Origin of the sequence: Dyadobacter sp. CY345 (assembly GCF_021502725.1) — a bacterium.
Lineage (GTDB): Bacteria > Bacteroidota > Bacteroidia > Cytophagales > Spirosomataceae > Dyadobacter.
In genome coordinates this window covers 754,127-775,725 of record NZ_JAKFFS010000003.1, presented here as the reverse complement: position 1 = coordinate 775,725, position 21,599 = coordinate 754,127, and the positions used below count along the sequence as shown (strand labels likewise).

Annotated in this window: 21 protein-coding genes and 1 rRNA gene; 18 read left to right on the top strand and 4 right to left on the bottom strand. The window is 40.1% G+C overall.

Going from position 1 to position 21,599, the window contains the following annotated elements; all coding sequences use genetic code 11:
• Positions 1–107, bottom strand: a 16S ribosomal RNA gene (locus L0657_RS17175); the annotation flags it as partial.
• 75 nt (positions 108–182) lie between these two features.
• Between L0657_RS17175 and L0657_RS17170 the strand changes: the two genes are divergently transcribed.
• From L0657_RS17170 to L0657_RS17155, 4 genes are all read left to right on the top strand, one after another.
• Positions 183–332 carry a hypothetical protein gene (locus L0657_RS17170; protein ID WP_235151979.1) on the top strand — a complete coding sequence of 50 codons (150 nt, stop codon included), beginning with the start codon at positions 183–185 and terminating at the stop codon, positions 330–332.
• A gap of 17 nt (positions 333–349) precedes the next feature.
• Entirely contained in the window at positions 350–592 is a 243-nt protein-coding gene (locus L0657_RS17165; RefSeq protein WP_235151978.1) for a hypothetical protein, read from the top strand.
• Positions 593–996: 404 nt separating this feature from the next.
• Positions 997–2,712 carry a GMC oxidoreductase gene (locus L0657_RS17160; protein WP_235151977.1) on the top strand — a complete coding sequence of 572 codons (1,716 nt, stop codon included), beginning with the start codon at positions 997–999 and terminating at the stop codon, positions 2,710–2,712.
• Between the two features lie 119 nt (positions 2,713–2,831).
• Entirely contained in the window at positions 2,832–3,365 is a 534-nt protein-coding gene (locus tag L0657_RS17155) for a YceI family protein (RefSeq protein ID WP_235151976.1), read from the top strand.
• A gap of 63 nt (positions 3,366–3,428) precedes the next feature.
• Here L0657_RS17155 and L0657_RS17150 read toward each other — a convergent pair whose 3' ends face one another.
• Positions 3,429–4,475, bottom strand: coding sequence for a T9SS type A sorting domain-containing protein (locus tag L0657_RS17150; protein ID WP_235151975.1), 1,047 nt, complete (start codon positions 4,473–4,475; stop codon positions 3,429–3,431).
• Positions 4,476–5,314: 839 nt separating this feature from the next.
• Between L0657_RS17150 and L0657_RS27895 the strand changes: the two genes are divergently transcribed.
• Entirely contained in the window at positions 5,315–5,446 is a 132-nt protein-coding gene (locus L0657_RS27895; protein ID WP_255717881.1) for a hypothetical protein, read from the top strand.
• Between the two features lie 6 nt (positions 5,447–5,452).
• On the top strand, positions 5,453–5,863 hold the full coding sequence (locus tag L0657_RS17145; RefSeq protein ID WP_235151974.1) for a transcriptional regulator: 411 nt from the start codon (positions 5,453–5,455) through the stop codon (positions 5,861–5,863).
• 33 nt (positions 5,864–5,896) lie between these two features.
• Here the strand turns inward: L0657_RS17145 and L0657_RS17140 are convergent, their stop codons facing one another.
• Complete coding sequence (locus tag L0657_RS17140; RefSeq protein ID WP_235151973.1) at positions 5,897–6,895, bottom strand: GlxA family transcriptional regulator; 999 nt, start codon at positions 6,893–6,895, stop codon at positions 5,897–5,899.
• Between the two features lie 223 nt (positions 6,896–7,118).
• On the opposite strand from L0657_RS17140, the gene L0657_RS17135 reads away from it, so the two are divergent.
• The 4 genes from L0657_RS17135 to L0657_RS17120 all read left to right on the top strand — a co-directional run bounded on the left by L0657_RS17135 (position 7,119) and on the right by L0657_RS17120 (position 9,813).
• Positions 7,119–7,604 carry a hypothetical protein gene (locus tag L0657_RS17135; RefSeq protein WP_235151972.1) on the top strand — a complete coding sequence of 162 codons (486 nt, stop codon included), beginning with the start codon at positions 7,119–7,121 and terminating at the stop codon, positions 7,602–7,604.
• Positions 7,601–8,098, top strand: coding sequence for a DUF1579 domain-containing protein (locus L0657_RS17130; RefSeq protein ID WP_235151971.1), 498 nt, complete (start codon positions 7,601–7,603; stop codon positions 8,096–8,098). The genes L0657_RS17135 and L0657_RS17130 overlap by 4 nt, the downstream gene beginning before the upstream one ends.
• A gap of 118 nt (positions 8,099–8,216) precedes the next feature.
• Positions 8,217–9,359 (top strand): M23 family metallopeptidase, encoded by a 1,143-nt coding sequence (locus tag L0657_RS17125; RefSeq protein WP_235151970.1) that lies wholly within the window; start codon positions 8,217–8,219, stop codon positions 9,357–9,359.
• 4 nt (positions 9,360–9,363) lie between these two features.
• Complete coding sequence (locus tag L0657_RS17120) at positions 9,364–9,813, top strand: nucleoside deaminase (RefSeq protein ID WP_235151969.1); 450 nt, start codon at positions 9,364–9,366, stop codon at positions 9,811–9,813.
• 9 nt (positions 9,814–9,822) lie between these two features.
• Here L0657_RS17120 and L0657_RS17115 read toward each other — a convergent pair whose 3' ends face one another.
• Complete coding sequence (locus L0657_RS17115; protein WP_235151968.1) at positions 9,823–11,262, bottom strand: arylsulfatase; 1,440 nt, start codon at positions 11,260–11,262, stop codon at positions 9,823–9,825.
• A 570-nt stretch (positions 11,263–11,832) separates the two neighbouring features.
• Between L0657_RS17115 and L0657_RS17110 the strand changes: the two genes are divergently transcribed.
• The 8 genes from L0657_RS17110 (at position 11,833) to L0657_RS17075 (ending at position 21,595) form a co-directional block, all read left to right on the top strand.
• A complete protein-coding gene (locus tag L0657_RS17110) occupies positions 11,833–12,891 on the top strand; it encodes a substrate-binding domain-containing protein (RefSeq protein ID WP_235151967.1) in 1,059 nt (352 codons plus the stop codon).
• A 185-nt stretch (positions 12,892–13,076) separates the two neighbouring features.
• A complete protein-coding gene (locus L0657_RS17105) occupies positions 13,077–14,081 on the top strand; it encodes a Gfo/Idh/MocA family protein (RefSeq protein WP_235151966.1) in 1,005 nt (334 codons plus the stop codon).
• A gap of 295 nt (positions 14,082–14,376) precedes the next feature.
• On the top strand, positions 14,377–15,777 hold the full coding sequence (locus L0657_RS17100; RefSeq protein WP_235151965.1) for a Gfo/Idh/MocA family protein: 1,401 nt from the start codon (positions 14,377–14,379) through the stop codon (positions 15,775–15,777).
• Positions 15,778–15,852: 75 nt separating this feature from the next.
• Complete coding sequence (locus tag L0657_RS17095) at positions 15,853–17,175, top strand: sugar MFS transporter (RefSeq protein ID WP_235151964.1); 1,323 nt, start codon at positions 15,853–15,855, stop codon at positions 17,173–17,175.
• A 170-nt stretch (positions 17,176–17,345) separates the two neighbouring features.
• On the top strand, positions 17,346–18,548 hold the full coding sequence (gene nagA, locus L0657_RS17090) for an N-acetylglucosamine-6-phosphate deacetylase (RefSeq protein WP_235151963.1): 1,203 nt from the start codon (positions 17,346–17,348) through the stop codon (positions 18,546–18,548).
• A 54-nt stretch (positions 18,549–18,602) separates the two neighbouring features.
• The gene (locus L0657_RS17085; protein ID WP_310588292.1) at positions 18,603–19,400 is read left to right on the top strand and encodes a glucosamine-6-phosphate deaminase; all 798 of its coding nucleotides are present in this window, start codon (positions 18,603–18,605) and stop codon (positions 19,398–19,400) included.
• A 75-nt stretch (positions 19,401–19,475) separates the two neighbouring features.
• A complete protein-coding gene (locus L0657_RS17080; RefSeq protein ID WP_235151962.1) occupies positions 19,476–20,864 on the top strand; it encodes a putative oxidoreductase C-terminal domain-containing protein in 1,389 nt (462 codons plus the stop codon).
• A gap of 137 nt (positions 20,865–21,001) precedes the next feature.
• Positions 21,002–21,595 carry a Uma2 family endonuclease gene (locus L0657_RS17075; RefSeq protein ID WP_235151961.1) on the top strand — a complete coding sequence of 198 codons (594 nt, stop codon included), beginning with the start codon at positions 21,002–21,004 and terminating at the stop codon, positions 21,593–21,595.
• Positions 21,596–21,599: the final 4 nt, after the last annotated feature.

Here is a 21,599-nt window from a genome sequence, read left to right as displayed (position 1 = left end):
ATACGCGTTACGCACCCGTACGACGGTGACATTGCTGCCCCCTCGCCTTGCATGTATTAAGCCTGCCGCTAGCGTTCATCCTGAGCCAGGATCAAACTCTCCATTGTAAATTTTGTTTTGTGGTAATCCCGAAAAATCCCACGTTATCTTCTTAAACGAACTATCTTGTTACTCTCTTCATCATGTCAAAGAACTGTGCTCCGCGTCTTCCGAAACTTGATGCGCTGATCGTTTTCAGCGCCGTACTTCCCGATTGGGAGTGCAAAGGTGCACCTCTTTTTTTTCATACGCAAGTACAAGGCAAAAGTATTTTTCCGTTTTTTTTGAAATAATTTGTAAAAAGCTCAAAATGAGGAAAATGTGCCCCGAAAATATTTTGAAGTTTTTTTACGGGGTTAGTTTTAAGTATGGAAATAGGGCTGGAATGGATGGGAATGCGGTTGTGGGTTCTTTTATCGATGTAGGCAAGTTGGGTTTGATGGTGCGTTTGGAAGATCAGACGATCTGGGCAGATTTGATCGTGGTTTTCGTTCCTATATATAAGGAAGGGGAAAGTGTAGTTCAAGGGGGCAGGTTTGCGGATGGTTCATAGGAGGCTCCGAAGGAGCTTGGTCTTATTTATTGCTAGAAACAGGTGGCTCCGAAGGAGCCCTAAGAAACCGCCGGATTTGATTTTAGCTAGTAACAACAGATCTCTGCAAGTTGGGAATGCCGGAAATCTTTACTTGATGGAGCTAAGCGTTCGGACGAGCTGAGAAAGATATATAAACAATTAAATGATTATCACCACAGACTTGAACTTCCATGCGGAATTAAAAACGCATGAGTAAAATGATATGGCATATGAGTACAACATAGAATGTTCAGTCACTCACGGACTAAAATGATTCAAACACTTTTATTATTCTTAGAGTAATTCCACAATTCTATTTCTTTTAATACAAATAACCTGATCGGATCATTTCAGGTTGCTATCATTCATGAACAATTTCTGAAATGTCAAATCTTAATATAGACTCAGTCAAAGCGCGTACTTTTGACGCTATCGTGATAGGAACAGGAATAAGCGGCGGATGGGCGGCAAAAGAACTTACAGAGAAAGGACTAAAAACACTTATTCTGGATCGTGGAAAGGATGTTAAACATATTGTTGATTATCCAACTACCAATATGCAGCCATGGGAATTCCCACATCTGGGACAGCCAACCTTGGCGCTTCGTGAACAAAATCCAATAGCAAGCAAGCATTATATATTCCGGGAGGATTCTGTGCATTTTGTAATGAAAGATGCTGAACATCCTTATATACAGGACAAGCCATTCGACTGGATGCGCGGATATCAGGTTGGAGGACGTTCATTATTATGGGCGCGGCAAACACAGCGTTGGTCTGACTATGATTTTGAAGGCCCGGCCCGGGACGGTTTTGCCGTGGATTGGCCCATTCGCTATGCCGATATTGCTCCCTGGTATAGTTACGTCGAAAAATTTGCAGGTATTTCAGGGAATAAAGATGGTTTGCCTCAATTGCCGGACGGAGAATTTCTTCCTCCACATGAATTAACCTGCGTTGAAAAACATTTCAGCGAACAAACAGCTAAAAATTATAAAAACACCCGTCCAATCATTATAGGTAGAGCGGCACATATTACCAATCCACAGCCTATCCATACAGAACAGGGCCGTGCAAAATGTCAGCATAGAAATATTTGCCAGCGCGGATGTCCGTTTGGTGGCTATTTTAGCAGCAATTCTTCCACAATTCCATGGGCACAACGAACAGGCAATCTCACCTTACAACCTTATTCGGTCGTGCATTCCATAATATATGATGAAAAGAAAAAGAAGGCAACCGGCGTGCGGGTTGTAGACACGAATACAAAGGAAATGACCGAATATTATGCAAAAATCATTTTCCTCAATGCATCGGCTATTAATTCAAACTTAATTTTACTGAATTCAACTTCAAACCGTTTTCCAACCGGTTTAGGAAATGATAGCGGTGTTTTGGGCAAATTTATTGGCTTCCATAATTATCGTGGCCGGGTGACAGCCGAGTATGATGGATATCTGGATTCCACAACGGATGGAAAACGTCCTAATGCTGCTTATATTCCGCGTTTTCGTAACGTATTCAAACAGGAAACAGATTTTCTTCGTGGTTATGCGGCTTCCTTTTCTTCAAGTAAAATGGGGAATCCAACGGACGGTTTGATCGGCGAATCGCTGAAGACAAATTTATTAAAACCAGAATCCGGTGGATGGAGCGCCGGAGCGCAAATGATGGGTGAAACTTTGATGAAGGAAACCAATTTTATATCACTTGATAAAACACAAAAAGACAAATGGGGCATTCCACTTTTACGGATGCACGTTGAATTTGATGATAATGATATGAAAATGGTAAAGGATTTTTACGTTGAGCTGTCCGAAATGTTTGATAAAGCTGGTTTTAAAAATATCAAAACAGCCGATACCAAACGTAACCCCGGAAGTGAAAATCACGAAATGGGCGGTGCAAGAATGGGAAAAGATCCCAAAACATCTATTTTAAATAAGTGGAACCAGATGCATCATTGTTCGAACGTATTTGTAACAGATGGCGCATCAATGACTTCAAGCGCAACGCAAAATCCATCATTGACTTATATGGCTTTAACAGCCCGAGCGGTGGATTATGCTATTGGGGAAATGAAAAAAGGAAATATCTAAAGATAATTTGTAACTGATATAATATTTAGCACTATGCTTTTGGATAGTGCCGGAAATGCGATGTCTTATACCCATAACTTTGGGCTCGATACAAAATTCCAATATTATAACTTATTAGTATGTCTCAAACAACATGGAATGTAGACAACCTGCATTCAGAAGTACTTTTCAAGGTAAAACATCTTGTTATTTCAACAGTTACGGGTTCTTTCAAATCTTTCAGCGGCCACGCGACAACAGAAAATGATCAATTTGAAAATGCGAAAATTGAATTTTCAGTTGATGCCAATAGTGTAGACACAGGTCAGCCTGGACGCGATGAACATTTAAGAGCAGCAGACTTTTTTGAAACGGATGAACATCCACAATTCAAATTTGTTTCAACATCATTTAAAAAAGCCAAGGGAGATGTTTACAACCTCCTTGGAAACCTGACGATCAAAGGGATAACCAAAGAAGTAGAGTTTGAAGCAGAATATGGCGGAACAGAAAAAGACAACTATGGCAACATCAAAGTTGGATTCGAAGTGACCGGAACCATCGACAGAAAAGAATTTGGAGTTACTTTCAATTCTTTAACGGAAACTGGTGGACTTGCCTTGGGCGAAAAAATCAAGCTTATAGCAAATATCCAGCTTGCGAAACAAGCATAAATCAGATAAAAACTGAACCGCTTCCCGGCGGTTCAGTTTTTATCTGATTTATTTATTTATTTATTACCTCGAAATCAAAATCTTCCTTAAAGACGTTGCACCGTCAGTTGTAGTAATCTTAATCAAGTAAATACCTGTGCTTAGATTCTTCACATCAACTTTATCCAAGGGTTTACTCCCCGAATTGTAAACAGAAAGTCCGCTGGTACTGATCAGCTGTATATTGCTGATATTATCCCAATTACCTGACTTGACGTTCAGCACATCAGCAGCCGGATTCGGATAAATTTCCAGTTTTATATTATCAAATCGAGTACTTCGAATAGGCCCATATGCATAGGTAAGATCCCTGTCTATCATTTTTAGTCTGTAATAATTTTCCCCTCCAGATGGACTGTTGTGCCCGAAACTATACTCCTTTCTTATTTTGCTGTCGCCACTGGAAGCAACCGAGCCGATTGCCTTCCATTGTTTTCCATTTAAACTATGCTCAATCTCAAAGCGTTCGCTATTTGTCTCTTCGGAAGTTGACCAGTTTAGATTTGCCAGTTCGCTCTCCTTCTGTACTTCGAAAGAAATTAGCTTCACCGGGAGAGGCATACAAATTGTAACTGGCGCTGATTGAAGATCGTTAGACGGAGTTACGTTACCCGAAGAAGGAATACCAAGATTTGAATCCGTTTTAACCGTTGCATACACAATGTTTACGTCATCTTTTAATCCGATTAATGGAATAGAAACATAACCATTAGCACCCTTGGGAATTCCATTTGGGACAATTAAAAGAATTACCGTAGCTCCCACCGAATTCGGTAGCTGGCTCGCCACACTTACAGGAAACGGAAGATTTGAAAAGTTAAGTGGTCCATTTACTTTTAAAATGGAAGGGATTGTCACCGTGAAAGTTGCGTCATATGGAGATAACGCTTTTCCCATAGAAAGTCCGCCAGAATAATTGCCGATCTGAACCTGAAGCGTTACAGCTTCGCCAACCTGAACGATGGATTTACTAAATGTCATCCCGGCAGAACCAGGGTCAGCTTGTCCATATGATTTAATTACTGAACAAATAACAAGAAAAAACAGAAAGAAGATAAATTTTGATTTCATAACTCTGATTTTAAATTTTGGAGAATAAGGTTTGAATTTTTCTAAACCCAAGTGTGCATAGAAATTTTACGGCTAACTGAGTCTTTATTTGATTGACTATTTTTCATTGCTGGTCTTTTAAAACATGGACATAGAAATTCCATCCCCAGCGTCTTGCGATTTTGGAGCAGGATATATCTGGATAGGTATCCAATTAGTCTTAGCAATATCTACTTGTGAAGCTAAATCAGCATATGATTAAGCGATATACAGATTCAAATTGCAGATAATGATGTGCAAAAAATGATGCGGCCGCATCACGAGGAGTCGTGTAAGTTCATATTCATCGTTAAGTGTGTGTTTATTAATAATTACTAAACCAAGATCATGGGGCGCCAAATTCTTTCTATGTAATCAATCGAAAAAATTTTAAGCTTCACAATACTTTATATACATAAATAAACTATTTAGGTAAATATATACAATTAATATTTTACAAATAAAGATATTATCAAAATTTTATATTGAAATTACAGTTTCTTTACACCACTTGATCAACACCAAAAGATGAGCGAGAATCATTGACTTTTCAATATGATGTCAAAATGAGATGTATCTATCTGTCTAATATCTTCCGACCTACATGTCATAGTTGTTTCTACTAGTCTTATCCTATGAAACGAAACAATTATAGAACTCAGGAATGCAGAAGAACAATTAAACTAATAGTCTCAATTCCCCCCTTTCTTTGTCCCAAATACCGTCTTGAAAATTCTTTTGTTTTTGAGTTATTTGTATCAAAATCTTTGACATTATGCTTAGTACTTTAATCTCTAAACGATATCAACATATACGATATCATGAATGAAGGTATTGACATGAACTTGATAAAACAGGCAGCAGGATATCCATTGCTCAACCCGTTTATAGGAAATGGTAATGGAGGAATGGACGCATTGGAAGGAAATAAAATTATCCAAAACTTAAACTAAAATTTTATGGAGAAGTTCGAATTCGAGGAAGATATTGAGATTATCTGCAATACCGTTACCACTTTCCCTAACCACATCAAAGAGGCTTTTGACGCCTTACAGGAGTCTTTACCAAACTGTGAAAACAGGGATTGGTATGGCATATCCCGCCCGAACGAGAAAGGCGTGATTATTTACAAAGTCGCGGCAACCGAACTTGAAGCTGGTGAAGCACAACGATTTGGCTACGAAAGTTTTACGATAAAAAAAGGCACTTATATAACCGAAACCATAATGGACTGGATGAAACAAACGCATGTCATAGGTGAGACCTTCATGAAACTACTTGAAGACCCAAGAATTGATAAAGAAGGGTATTGTCTTGAATGGTATAAAAGTGATGATGAGGTCGTTTGTCTGGTTGGAATTAAGGAGTAAAATAGAAATTGGGGAAGAAAGATCCAGCTCTATCTACTTTCCGGCATAACCAATACTTTCCATTCTGCCCACATTAAACTTTTCGCGATACGATTTTGGTGTCATTCCTGCACTTTTTTTGAATAACTGCCGAAAAGCCTTTAGATCATTATACCCGGAATTTAACATTACTTCCAAAACACTCTGATCGGTTTGTTCCAATAACTTTTTAGCAGCCTCAATTCTTGTTTTTTGAAGATATTCAATGGGTGTGACACCTGTTGCCAGTTTGAATCTGCGAACGACATTCCTACGACTGGCTGGAATATCCTGAATCATTTCCTCGATCGTACTGACATCCTGATAGGCATTTTCAATTCTCTTTTGCGCCATTGTCACGATCACATCTCCATGATTCTGAGGTGGTTGAAAAGTCCCAAAATAAGCCTGCTGTTCCCGATCCATATCAATCGCAAAAAGCTTGGCAATGTGGATAGTAACCTCCCTGCCACAGTACAATTTAATCAGATGAAGCATTAAATGAAAACTGCTGGTGGCACCGCCGCTGGTATAAATCCCCTGCTCGGCTGTCACAATTGCGTCACCGTATAGCCGGACTGCCGGAAAACTTGCTGCAAAATTCGCAGTGGCGTTCACATGCGTTGTGGCACTTTTACCATCCAAAAGTCCGGTCGCAGCCAGTAAAAAAGCTCCTGTACAAAAACTGGCGATCTCTGCCCCTTCCTGATATTGCCATTTCAACCAGGGAATTAGTTCAAGATTTTCGCCCACGGCTTCCCGTGTCACATCTGAGGCAAAGGCGGGAATTAATATTAGGTCCTGCTTTTCGCCGGTTGAGATAGGATTTAGTTTATATTTTCCAAAGGTTAGCGTGTCTGGTGTTTCAGGTACAAGTCCAAATAATTTAATGTCAAAAAATGGCGCTTCGTTGTGTGATTTATAAAAACTGTTTACCGATTCAAAAACATCTAAAATGGCGGCTACACTCAATAAGCGATGCCGGTTGGTAACCAAAAGGGCTAGTTGTACCATACTGTTATGTTAAAAGTCATGACTAATTTATAAATTTTTGTCCTAAATACCCCGTAAGCTTTACATTTTCTACCAGTATTAAAACTTCTCAATATACTTAAATTTGTCCTGTAACATAATAACTTAATACCATGAATATAAATAAATATCCGATTCTGTCGCCGAATTGACTATTTTGAAAGAAGATGACAATTAAAGAATATCATTTAACTAACAACGATATATGGATGCTGTTTTTAAGAAACTAAACCTGAAAAACCAAAAAGATGTAATTGTGTTAAATGCACCAGAGTCTTTTAAGATCAATCTTGAAAGCATCCGAGATGAAGCTACCGTAATTACTTCTCTGAAAGATTTAAGCGTTATTGAGTTCATCCTCATTTTTGTCACAAAACAAAGTGAGATTGATGCAGTAATTCCTTTAATAGCCCCTCTTTTGAAAGGCGACGCCTTGTTGTGGATGTGTTATCCAAAAGGTACATCAAAAAAATATAAATGTGATTTTAATCGTGATACCGGCTGGACGATTATGGGAAACTATGACCTCGAACCCGTCAGAATGGTTGCGATTGATGAAGACTGGAGTGCATTGCGGTTCATAAAAGTTGATTTTATCAAAACAATGACAAGATCTTCGGTTCATGCATTGTCAGAAAAAGGCAGAATGAAAACAGGTAATATTGACAATGCTGAAAACGAAAAAATATGAGCAAAAGTAAATTTGAAATTTCGCTGGAATCTGGTGTTCACCAACAACTTATGGCATTCATCGGCAACTGGGAAGGAACAACGAAAACCTGGTTCGAGCCGGGTATTGTAGCAGACGAATCTCCTATGAAAGGCAGCATCCGTCCAATATTAGACGGACGTTTTATCGTGCATGAATATTGGGGAAGTCTGGATAACAAACCTTTTGAAGGGATCGCAACATTTGGTTTTGATATTGCTAATAACCAAATTCAATCCTCGTGGATCGACAGCTTCCACATGGGAACGGGCATTATGTTATCGCATGGAAGCATCACTGAAAATGGTTTTTCGGTTCTGGGAAGTTATGGCGGAACAGACATTCCAGAACCTTGGGGGTGGCGAACTGTAGTTGAGTTGGTCGATAAGGATAAGCTGATCATTACAGCTTACAATATTTCTCCTTCAGGCGAAGAAGACAAAGCTACCGAAACTGTTTATTCCCGGATCGACTGAGATTTTGTAATTTATTTCCGACGAGTACTTCACTCTTAATGCCAGCCATGGCATGAATTTGTTAAGTTACCTGATTATGATAACAATAAATCAGGTTATGAAACTATTATTCAGGTGCTTGGCAAGCATTTTAATTATCCTTTATATATCTTCCTGCAAGCCGGTTCCCGTTTCTCATTGGTTTCCTGTAACACCCCAGGAACATTATGAGCAGGAATTATATAAAGCAAAACAGGAAAAAACGGTAGCAGGACAAACCTGGTTTCGGGTTAGTAAGCAAGTTTTGACGGATACACTTTTTTCGTTCGCTCCGTACCAGGAAAGATTTTTTCTCGGCGATTCAACACCGGCCCAATCGATACGTTTGAAGATTCCGGAAGGTAGGAAACTGGTTATAACACCTTCCAAAAATGATGAAGATTCCTCATCACAATTGTTTTTGGAACTATATCGTATCAAAACCAATGGAAAGCCGCAGCGGATCGAATATTTAAAATCGAATGAAAATACCATCACAATCTCCGACCATGATGGCGATACGTTATTATTACGATTACAAACCGGCCTGAATGAAACACTTAAAGTTTCGCTGGCTTTAACGACATTACCCACACTGACTTTTCCAATTGCCAGTTACGGCATGCAAAATCTGATCAGTTTCTGGGGAGCTCAACGTGACGGTGGAGTTCGTTCTCACGAAGGCGTTGATATCAAAGCGCCGCGGGGTACGCCGGTAGTCGCTTCTGACAATGGCTTTATTACGCAGACGGGCACAAATAATCTGGGCGGAAAAATAGTTTTTCTCTCGGCAAACGAAAGTCCATATTCCTTATACTACGCTCATCTGGATAGTCAGATGGTATCCGTCGGCCAACGCGTTGTCCGTGGGGATACATTGGGTTTGGTAGGAAACACCGGAAACGCAATTACGACCACACCGCATTTACATTTCGGTATATACGCACGAGGTTCGGGCGCTGTGGATCCGTTTCCATTTATAAGTGACAAGAAGGAAAAATTACCTGGTTTGCCCGTAACTTCAAAATGGCTTGGCGACACCGTGAAAATCAAATCAAAAGCTAATCTTTATATTTCACCGACATTTTCTAATGCTGAAAAAATACGTGTTCTTTCTAAAAATGAGACAATTCGAATTTTGGGAGAATTGGCAAAAGGATATCGCGTAGAATTAACCGACGGAACGAAAGGATATATCCCGACCGTTGGATTCGAAACGGATAAAAAGCTTTCTAAAAAATAGGATTATGAACCAGCCTGATGACTCGTCTAAACATGAACATTTTATGCGCCGCTGCATAGAGCTTGCAAACATTGCAAAAAGTAACGGCGAAAGTCCGGTTGGTTCTGTCATTGTCCGAAATGGCGAAATTATCGGAGAAGGCATTGAAGCTGGAAAAGCAAATCTGGACATTACTTTTCATGCAGAAATCGAAGCGATCAGAATGGCATCCCAATATTTGAAAAGCCAGAATTTGTCCGATTGCATCTTATATACAACCCATGAACCCTGTATCATGTGCTCTTACATGATCCGGCATACCAAAATCACTACGATCGTTTCGGCAATATCAGTCAATCAATACGGCGGTTTCAGCTCGCAGTATCCGTTACTTTTGGATACTACAATTCAAAAATGGGGAAAACCACCGCTACTAATTTCAGGAATCCTGGAAAATGAATGCAGAGAATTATAGCAATTCAACTTACTTACCTTCTTTTCCAAAAGGAAATAAAACCGAAGGAATGTGCGAGTGCTTCATAATTTTACTTAGCTCTTTTGCCTTATCAGGAAATTTAGAGGCTACATTTACACGTTCCCCTGAATCTTTTGACAGATCGTAAAGCTCGACCGGAGCATTCGGTTTTTCAGCCGCTTTTAGCCTAACCGCTTTCCAATTCCCCTGCCGAACTGCCTGGCGGCCTCCTTGTTCATGAAATTCCCAATACAAATACTCATGTTTTAGCTGGACACCTTCGCCAGTTATTGATGGCACAAAAGAAATGCCATCAATATTCGCTGGAACCTTCGCTCCTGCCAGTTCTGCGAAAGTTGGGAGTATATCCCAGAAAGCGCCTGTAAAGTTATTAGTCGTGCCCGGTTTGATAACGCCAGGCCAGCGGGCAGCAAACGGCTCACGAATTCCACCTTCATATAAATCCCTTTTCACGCCTTTAAAACCTCCACCACTATGAAAAAATGTCGGATCGGCCCCACCTTCGACATGCGGGCCGTTGTCGCTTGTGAAAATAACCAGGGTATTTTTATCAAAACCTTTTTCTTTGAGTTTGTCTAAAATCTGCCCGACATATAAATCCAGTCTCGACACCATAGCGGCAAATGCGGCACGCGGATATTTCTGTGACGCATAACCTCCGTCCTTTGCATCCGCTCCATAATCTGCACCTTTGTAAGGTTCTTCATCAAATTTTCCTTTATAAAATTGAAAAATACTGTCTTCCGGCACTATCAATTCTGCGTGAGGTAAAATGTAGGGAAGGAACAAAAAAAATGGCTGCTTGACATTTCTAGTATTAAGGAATTCCAATGCCTGCTTTTGAATCAGGTCAGGGGCGTATTGTTTATTATAAATCAGGTTCTGGTTTTCCTCTAAAATCACCTTTTTGTGATTGTCCCACAGATGATCAGGATAATACCGGTGGGCCAGACTTTGACAATTGTAACCATAGAATTGGTCAAAACCCTGTTTGTTAGGGTCGCCATAAGAACCAACCGGGCCTAATCCCCATTTCCCAAAAGCAGCCGTAGCATACCCAGCTTTTTTCAACACCTCGGCAATAGTTACTACCGAATCTGCAATTGGCTCCTGCCCTTCCGGATCGACGCCTTTGTTTCCTCTGATGTAGGTATGTCCCGTATGTTTTCCACTCAGTAAAGAAGAACGAGAGGGAGCACAAACAGACGTTCCCGCATAGAATTGAGGAAATTTAACACCCTCAGCTGCCAACCTGTCAATGTTCGGTGTCCTCATTAATTTCTGTCCATTAAAACCTACATCACCATAACCCAAATCATCAGCCAAAATAAAAATGATATTCGGACGTTTTTGACTGTTTTTTTGTGCGTAAATATTTTCAAACGTAACCAAGGTCAGTAGGAATACAAGAAATATTATTTTCTTCATTTTATTCAATCGTAATAAACCAGACACTTTACTTTACACAACGACCTGGTGAGAATATACCTGACATTATATATTTCTGTCTTATCTAAATTAAGAATTTGATATAATCTGTAAAGAAGGAAATTCCCGTGGTCTACCGGGAATCTTAAATAAAAAGACACCGATCCCGATACCCTGCGACAGCCCAGCCGGGCAAGCTTGAATTGACAACCACCGAAAATTCGGCATGTCCGGTTTGTGCTGTCTCCCGGGTATCAGGATCGGATATATATTTTCAATCAATAAAAATCTTGATTCAAAGCAGAAATATAAATCAAATACTCTACTTATCTGATAGACAAAGTAAAGTTTTTGTTTCGATATTTACAAATGGTTTCAGGAAATTATTTTGGTATAAAATTACCATGATTTGCAGCAAGTTTTTTCCACCAATCCGTAATTGCACCAGAGAATATCTTTTTGTTATTTAAAAAAGGCTTGTTACATTGGACAGTATCAACTATTTCAATACATTACTTTTGTTGAATCTGCACATCCGGAATTTAAGATCAACAGTTAATTTTAATCTGAATGGAAAAAGATTCTATATATTTTGGCGTGAAGGAAATTGCACGCAGAGCCAATGTTTCAATTGCGACGGTCGACAGGGTAATTCACAATCGGACTGGTGTTTCTGAAAAAACGAAAAAGAAAATTAATGAGATTATAAAGGAACTGGATTATCAGCCAAATATTCTTGCCAGCCGCCTGGCTTCGAAAAATATTATAATACTGGCAGTGCTGATCCCCCGTGTTTCTGAAGAAACCGACTTTTGGGAAGCGCCTTTAAGAGGAGTCCAGCGTGCAGAACTTGAAATAAAACAGTATGGAATTCAGACAATTCCTTTTTTCTTTGACCTTAGCGATAAAGAAACCTTTGTTCAACAGGCAAGTTTGATACTGGAAAAGGGTGTGCATGGCGTTATGCTTTCACCATCTTTTATAGAAGAATCGAGACGTTTTACAGAAGAATGCCAGAAGATGAAATTACCGTATGTTTTTATCGATTCTAATATTCCGGAACAACGCAGCCTGTCTTATATTGGCCCCCACTTATTTAAAAGCGGATATGTCGGCGCAAAATTACTTACCTATCGACTGAAAAGCAGAAATAAGATACTGGTGGTGAATATTTCAAAGGAGATTGAAAACTACAATTATCTTCAGATTGAAGAAGGATTCAGATCCTATTTTAAGGACAATCAAATGGATAACACGATCGTCCGGATTGATATTAAAGAAACCGATTATTTGTCCGTTGCCCGGCATATGACTTCCGTTTTTCATGACCATCAAGATATCGAAGCGATTTTCGTGACAAATTCCAGAGTTTTTACTGTTGCGTCATTCCTTCAAAATAGTAAAAAGAAAAATATATCTCTGATCGGTTATGACTTTATTAAAGAAAACTTGCAGTATCTCAACAATAATGTAATTGATTTTCTGATTTGCCACAAACCGGAAGAACAGGCATACCGGGCTGTGATGGCATTATATCAAAAGCTGGTCATCGGTAGTTCAGTGGAGAAAATTCAATATATGCCTATCGATATTATCACAAAAGAAAACCACGAGTTTTATCAAAAATAATTCAGAACAAACTAATCCAATTTCTACTTTTAAAATCATACTCATCGTGTATAATAGACATAGACAGAATTTTATCATATATTTTTCAAAAAATACTGGTATTTGAAATTTGTTTGTATATTTACGGGTACGTACCCGAAACCATCACATTTCGGAGCTATTCCTAAACCTATATCTTTTTCTTAATGATTTCTTACAACCGAAGAGCATTCATTAAAACCACGATTGCTTCCAGCGTCGCATTACAACTCATGGATGGCACCCCCACTCTTGCGACCCCCGCTGAGGGGAAAAGAGTGGGGATTATCGGGCTGGATACATCGCACAGTGTCGCGTTTACAAAAGCACTTAATGCCGCTTCGCCAGATCCTGTTTATGACGGATACAAGGTCGTGGCTGCATACCCGCAGGGTAGTAAGGATATCGAATCCAGCGTAAAAAGAATCCCAGGCTACATTGAAGAAGTCAAAAAACTTGGTGTTGAAATTACAACGTCGATCAAAGATCTTTTATCAAAAGTTGATGTCATTTTACTGGAAACTAATGACGGCCGTTTGCATCTCGAACAGGCAATGGAAGTTTTTAAAGCAGGGAAAAGAATGTTTATAGACAAACCTGTTGCAGGAACATTGTCTGATACCATCGCTATTTATGAAGCGTCCAAAAAATACAAGATCCCGATTTTCTCTGCATCTTCTCTACGGTATATAAAAGGTATCGAAGCCATTGATAAATCGAAAGTCCAGGGTGCTGACACTTTCAGCCCGGCGACGCTGGAAAAAACACATCCTGATTTTTTCTGGTATGGAATACATGGTGTGGAAACTCTGTATACCGTTATGGGAACGGGTTGTAAAAGTGTCAGCCGGGTAAGCACGCCTGATACTGACATTGTTGTCGGTGTATGGGCTGACGGCAGAACCGGCACTTTCCGCGGAACCAGAACCGGAAAACATGATTACGGCGGAACGGTTTTCACGCAAGACGGAAATAAAATTTTAGGCCCTTATGCAGGTTATGAGCCTTTATTGGTTGATATTATCAAATATTTCAAAACAGGGGAAGTTCCGGTGACACCAGAAGAAACCATTGAAATATTCACATTTATGGAAGCAGCTGACGAAAGTAAACGTCAGGGAGGAAAGAGCGTTATGATGGAAAGTGTATTTGCAAAAGCAAAGAAAAAATAGATGATCTTTTTTCCTGGTTAATAACTGACCGAGCTGGAATGATGATAACCGTTTTAATAAATCCAACCGTTTAATTCTAACGTATAATCTGCTCAGTACAGCCTGTGTTTCCGAATATTTCATGAGTATTTATAGATATTAAAATACGATTGGCAGACCAGAAGTACCTGTTTTCGTAGATGGAAACCGCTCTGGCATAAGTAATAATTTGTTATCCATCACTTTAAACACTATTCTTTCAGCGGAAATTCCTTTGACGCCGCCAATTTAATTTTGAACCTAAACACCTGATCAGATGAAAGATATAAATAACACGAATGAAAAAAATCTCGTAACATCAGCAAAATTAAACACAGATGATACCAGGCGTGATTTTTTAAAAAAGACCTTAGCGGGATCTGCGCTGCTTACTTTTGGTGGAATTTTACCCGGTTTTACTGCGAAAAGTTATGCCAAAATCATCGGCGCTAATGAGAAAGTGCGCGTTGGCGTTATGGGTGTGAACAGCCGCGGGTTCGCTCTGGCCAGCAATTATGCCTTGCAACCAAATTGTGAAGTAGTTTATATTTCAGATGTGGATTCAAGAGCTGCCGCAAAATGCATCGCAAAAGTTGGGGAAATCTCTGCTTCCAAACCAAAAAACCAGCCTGATTTCAGAAAAACGCTGGAGGACAAAGAGATGGATGCAATCGTTATAGCAGCACCAGATCATTGGCATGCACCTGCTGCAATTCTGGCGTCGAAAGCAGGAAAACACGTTTATCTTGAAAAACCATGCAGCCATAATCCAAATGAAGGAGAGCTTTTGGTTGCTGCCTCGAAAAAATATAAAAATGTGATTCAAATGGGCAACCAACGCCGTTCCTGGCCGAATGTGGCTGCCGGTGTAAAGGAAGTGATCAATGGCTCGATCGGACGCCCTTACTTTGCAAAAGGCTGGTATACCAACAACCGTGCGTCGATAGGAATCGGTAAAGAAGTTGCGGTCCCAACTTGGCTTGACTATGAATTATGGCAGGGCCCTGCGCCAAGAATGCCATATAAAGACAACCTGATTCATTATAACTGGCACTGGCTTTGGAATTGGGGAACCGGCGAAGCCTTGAACAACGGAACACACATGGTCGATCTAATGCGCTGGGGCTTAGGCGTAGATTATCCGACGCATGTTACTTCATCCGGTGGAAGATACCGTTACAAAGATGATTGGCAAACGCCCGATACGCAAGTGATCAGCTGGGATTTTGGTAACGACAAAGGTATGACCTGGGAGGGCAGAAGCTGCAACGGCAGAACAAATGAAGGCGCCAGCGTAGGTGTAGTTTTTTATGGTGAAACAGGATCTATCCAAATAGAACCGGGAAATTCTTACAAAGTCTATGACCTGGAAAACAAACTGGTTAAGGACGTGAAAAACGATTATAAGATTGACCCAAGAAATAAAATGGATCCGTCGCAGGCACTTGATGCGATCCACATCCAGAATTTTTTCGACGGAATAAAAAACGGTGTCACAGTCAATGCTGAAATTGTCGGCGGGCACCAAAGTACCTTGCTGTGCCAGCTAGGCAACATTGCATTACGTTCTGGCGGCTCTCTTGAAATTGATCCTAAAAACGGACATATCAAAAATAATAAGGAAGCAGAGAAATTGTGGAAACGCGAGTATGCAAAAGGTTGGGAACCGACGATTTAGTTTTTTGGGAAAAAAAATGCGTACGTTCTTTAATCCCTATTTGTCAGAAAGTACTTTTAATTTTAAACTCAAGAAATGAGTGCTCAATCAACCGCAATTCAGGTAAATCAGTTAAATAAAAGTGATACGATGATCTCCATTCTGATCATTGGACTGATGTTTTTTATTTTCGGATTCGTTTCCTGGGTTAATTCTATCCTTATCCCTTATTTCAAAATTGCGTGCGAACTAACCAGTTTTCAGGCTTATCTGGTTGCGTTTGCATTTTATATTGCGTATTTCGTCATGTCCGTCCCGTCGTCTTTTTTACTTAAAGCGGTTGGTTTCAAAAAAGGCATGATGATCGGTTTCTGGTTTATGGCGGCAGGTGCATTCATTTTTGTACCTGCGGCGATGTCCCGCACCTACGAAATTTTTCTGCTCGGATTATTTACAATTGGGATAGGTCTGGCCATTTTACAGACTGCTGCAAATCCCTATATTACAATTCTTGGGGCGAAAGACAGAGCTGCGCAGCGCATAAGCATTATGGGTATTTGCAATAAAGCTGCCGGAATTTTATCTCCGATTGTTTTTGCAGCGGTAATTCTGCGACCTACGGATACTGATTTATTTGCGCAATTAAGTTCAATGACTGATATAGAAAGAAGTTCTGCATTAGATGAGTTAATTCGTCGTGTGATCAACCCTTATATCGGTTTAGGAAGTTTCCTTTTTGTTCTGGGATTTTTGGTTTACAAATCTCCTTTACCGGAAATTGATACGGAACATGAAAGCGAAGAAATAGCGCATGCGAATGCTGGGAAAACAAGTATTTTCCAGTTCCCTCACTTGATTTTAGGAGCTCTGGCTATTTTTCTCCACGTTGGAACGCAGGTCATTGCCATTGACACGATTATTAGTTACGCCAATTCCATGGGACTTAACTTATTGGAAGCAAAGGTATTTCCGTCTTACACACTGTTCTGTACCATTTGTGGGTATTTAATTGGAATATCACTAATTCCAAAAGTCATAAGCCAGGTGAATGCATTGAGAATTTGTACACTTTTGGGCACTTGTTTTACGCTGCTGATTATTTTCACTCAGGGAAAGGTGAGTTTCCTGGGTCACTCCACAGACATATCCATCTGGTTTGTGGTGTTATTAGGTCTGGCGAATTCTCTTGTTTGGGCAGGTATATGGCCTCTGGCACTCGCTGATCTTGGGCGATTTACAAAACTGGGAGCGTCCATAATGATCATGGGATTGTGTGGAAACGCGATTATGCCACTATGCTACGGCTATATCGCTGATTTGTATAATGTCAAAACTGCTTACTGGGTGCTATTTCCTTGTTATTTATATCTGGTTTTTTATGCTATAAAAGGTCATAAAATCCGAAAATGGCTGTTTTAGATTGAATCTATTCCCCAATTAAATTTCATGACAATAGTATCAGTCAAAATCCCGAAGGGATGGTATTAGTATAGCAAACAACTGATCAAAATCCTATTTTAAACCCTGAAAGGGTGATAGAATTCAGGCAACCCTATCCAGAACATACTGCCTTAATAAATAAAAAGCCAATGACTTTAACCAAAATATTCAACGGAAAAATACTGACGCCACATCGCGAGATAAATGGCGGCTGTGTTATTATAGAAAACGGTAAAATTCTGGAAGTAAGTGAAAAAAATATTGAAGTTTCCGATGCTTTTGAAATTGACGCAGATGGAAAATATATAGCACCCGGGTTTATAGACCTGCATATTCATGGTGGCGGCGGTGCCGATTTCATGGACGGCACAGAGGAAGCCTTTCTTACCATCGCGGCAACTCATGCCAGATATGGGACAACGTCTATGGTGCCAACCACATTAACGAGTGAAAAAAAAGACTTATTAAAAACGCTCGATCTGTACGAAGTTGCGAATAAAAACAACAACAAAGGAGCTCAGTTTTTAGGTATGCACCTTGAAGGCCCCTATTTTGCCATGAACCAGCGGGGCGCTCAGGACCCTCGTTACATTCGCGATCCGGATCCAGCTGAATATAAAGAAGTCATCGCCCATTCATCTTCTATTACACGATGGAGCGCTGCTCCTGAACTGAAAGGTGCTATCGATTTTGCAAAATATCTAAAATCAAAAGGAATTTTGGCAGCGTTGGCGCATACGGATGCCATCTACGAAGAAGTTCTGGAAGGTTTTGAAAACGGATATACGCTGGCAACACACTTATATTCTGGCATGTCAGGCGTAACACGCAGGAATGCTTTCCGATATGCGGGAGTAATTGAGAGTGCGTTCATTATTGATGCAATGGATGTAGAAATAATTGCGGACGGAATTCACCTACCAGCGCCCTTGCTGAAACTGATCATGAAAATAAAAGGGCCGGACCGTATTGCTTTAATTACCGATGCGATGCGCGCAGCAGGTATGCCCGAAGGTGACAGTGTTCTCGGACCTTTAAAAACTGGTCTGAAAGTTATTGTCGAAGATGGAGTTGCCAAACTACCTGACCGCTCGTCTTTCGCAGGAAGTGTCGCGACGGCGGATCGGCTGGTCCGGAATATGGTCCAGTTGGCTGATGTTTCGTTAATCGACGCTGTCAAAATGATAACACTAACCCCAGCCAGAATTATGAATGTTCATAGACAAAAGGGTTCATTGGCAGCAGGGAAAGACGCAGATCTTGTGATTTTTGATCAGAATATTAATGTAGAGAAAACCATAATTGGCGGTCAGATTATATATGACGCTGTTCACGCAAAGAAGGTAAGTTAAAACGCAAAGCACGCGACGCTTTGCGAACTTTGCGTTACAACTTTTTTGCTTTGCGTGAAAGAAAAATTAAAAAAATACGAAATGAAAGCCGGGAATTTAGAAATACAAATATTTGATACAAGGCAGGAAATGGGTGCAACCGCTGCCAAAACCGTCGCCACAAAAATCCAGGAGCTGTTAAAAACAAAAGAATTTGTTAACATCATATTTGCAGCCGCACCTTCGCAGAACGAGTTCCTCTCTGTTTTAGCCGAAGAAAAAAATATCGCCTGGGAACGGGTCAATGCTTTTCACATGGATGAATATGTCGGACTACCGAACGATGCGCCACAAAATTTCGGGTATTTTCTAAAAACGAGACTTTTTGACAAGATTCCTTTACACGCTGTCCATTATCTGAATGGCAACGCGACGGATATTACGGCAGAGTGTGACCGTTATGCAAAATTACTGACGGATTTCCCGACGGATATTGTGTGTCTGGGTATAGGTGAAAATTGCCACCTGGCCTTTAATGATCCACATGTTGCATTTTTTGACGACGAGCTAATTGTCAAACAAGTGAGCCTGGACGATGCCTGTCGGCAGCAACAGGTTAACGATGCATGTTTTGAATCATTTGATGAAGTTCCTACCCATGCGTTGACCGTTACCATTCCGGCGCTACTGAAGGCGAAATATGCTTATGCGATCGTACCTGGTATTAAAAAAGCCGAGGCGGTTCAGCATACCCTTGAAGATGAGATAAGTGAGAAATACCCATCCACCATTCTTCGTAACCATTCTGATGCAATTTTATATATTGATCAGGATAGTGCGGGGAGATTGACGGAAATTTCGTCTTATAAGTAAAAGCCGGGTTTCGTTTTGTGAACCCCAACACATAAGATTATTCATTTTCAACTTTCCACTGTCAATCAGGATTACATGAAGGGAAAACTTTTGACAATCGCTTTAACAGGTATTATCGCATTGAATCAGGGATGTACTACCAAAAAGGAAGAAAAATCAGAGCAAAAAGAGGAAAAATCATTAAGTCTGATTGTTGTTGAGCCAGGGCATTTCCATGCCGCTTTGGTTCAGAAATCCATGTATGCAGATGTTAATCCGTTGGTACATGTGTATGCATCCGAAGGCCCGGATGTTAAAGCATATCTTGATAAGGTTGAAAAATACAATACCCGTGCGGAAGACCCGACCAAATGGGAAGAAAAAGTATATACTGGTCCGGACTTTTTAGAAAAAATGTTGTCTGAAAAGGAAGGAAATGTTGTTGTCCTGGCTGGAAACAATCAGAAAAAAACTGATTTTATAAAAAAATCAGTTGATGCAAGTTTAAATGTTTTGGCAGACAAACCGATGGCTATTGACGCTGCGGGTTTTGACTTGTTAAAAGAAGCGTTCACAAGTGCTGAGAAAAACAAAGTTTTGCTTTACGATATCATGACAGAGCGTTATGAAATCACCAATACTTTACAGCGTGAACTGGCTGAACTCCCCGATATTTTTGGCGATCTGCAAAAAGGAACGCCGTCGGATCCGGCGGTAGTAAAAGAAAGTGTCCACCACTTTTTCAAATATATTTCCGGCGAGGCTCTCGTTCGTCCTACCTGGTTTTTTGATGTAGATCAACAAGGTGAAGGAATGGTTGACGTGACCACGCATTTGGTGGATCTGGTACAATGGAGCTGCTTTCCAAACGTGACGCTGGATTATCAGAAAGATATAAAATTGCTTTCTACGAAACGTTCGGCAACTCAGCTTACACCGTCTCAATTCAAGCTTGTTACTAAAAGTGATACCTATCCGGACTTCCTAAAAAAAGATGTGAAAGACAGCACTCTGAACATATATTCAAATGGCGAGATCAATTACACATTGAAAGGAGTGCATGCCAAAGTTTCGGTGATATGGAATTTTCAGGCACCTGAGGGAACAGGTGATACGCATTATTCGATCATGAAAGGCTCGAAAGCAAACCTGATTGTGCGTCAGGGAAAAGATCAGAAATACAAGCCGGTGCTTTATATCGAACAAGTTTCGAAAGATAAAGGATACGAAGAAGCGTTAACGAAAAAATTCAAAACAGTACAGGATAAGTTTCCTGGCATCGAATTGAAGAAAAATGAAAAGGGCTGGGAAATCACTATTCCTGCAAAATATGATACTGGCCATGAATCACATTTTGCCCAGGTTGCAAATAAATATATGGAATACCTGAAAGCTGGAAAGTTGCCTGAATGGGAAGTTCCAAACATGATTGCCAAATATTACACGACTACCCAGGCTCTAAAACAAGCAAAAGGGGGAAAGTAAAACCAATGAATTTAGAAAAGGCGGCGCGGTGAAAAATCTGCACCGCCTTTTTCTTTTGACCATAACTGATAATTTCTAAATTTCAGAGGTTCAGCTTTATTTACCTATATTTGTTTTGGTTCAAAATCAATTCATCTATGGAAATTACCAGTCTCGATCAATTAGATCTTAATGGAACTTACAGCTACGCCGATTATTTAAAATGGCATTTTGATGAAAGGATAGAGCTCATTAAAGGAAAAATTTTCAAGATGTCGCCGGCACCGGCGACACGGCATCAGTTAATTGCCGGAGAAATCTATTTTCTTTTTAAAGCCCATTTGAAAAGAAAACCGTGCAAAGTTTTTTTCGCTCCGTTTGATGTTCGTCTGGCGCCTCTAAAAAAACAAGAATCCAATAAAATTTATACAGTTGTACAACCCGACATATGTGTAGTTTGCGATTCTTCAAAGATCGATTCAAAAGGCTGTATCGGTGCTCCGGATCTTATTGTTGAAGTTCTATCTCCTGGAAATACAGACAAAGAAATGAAGGAGAAATTTGAGATTTATGAGGAAAATGGCGTGAAAGAGTACTGGCTTGTTGAGCCGGATCATCACATAGTTCTGGTCTTTAAGCTAAATGCAGACGGAAAGTTTATCGGATTAAAACCGTTTATTGAATCGGAAACATTGCGATCAGATGTTATCGAAGGTTTCGAAGTATTGGTAAAAGATATTTTTGACGTCTAAGATT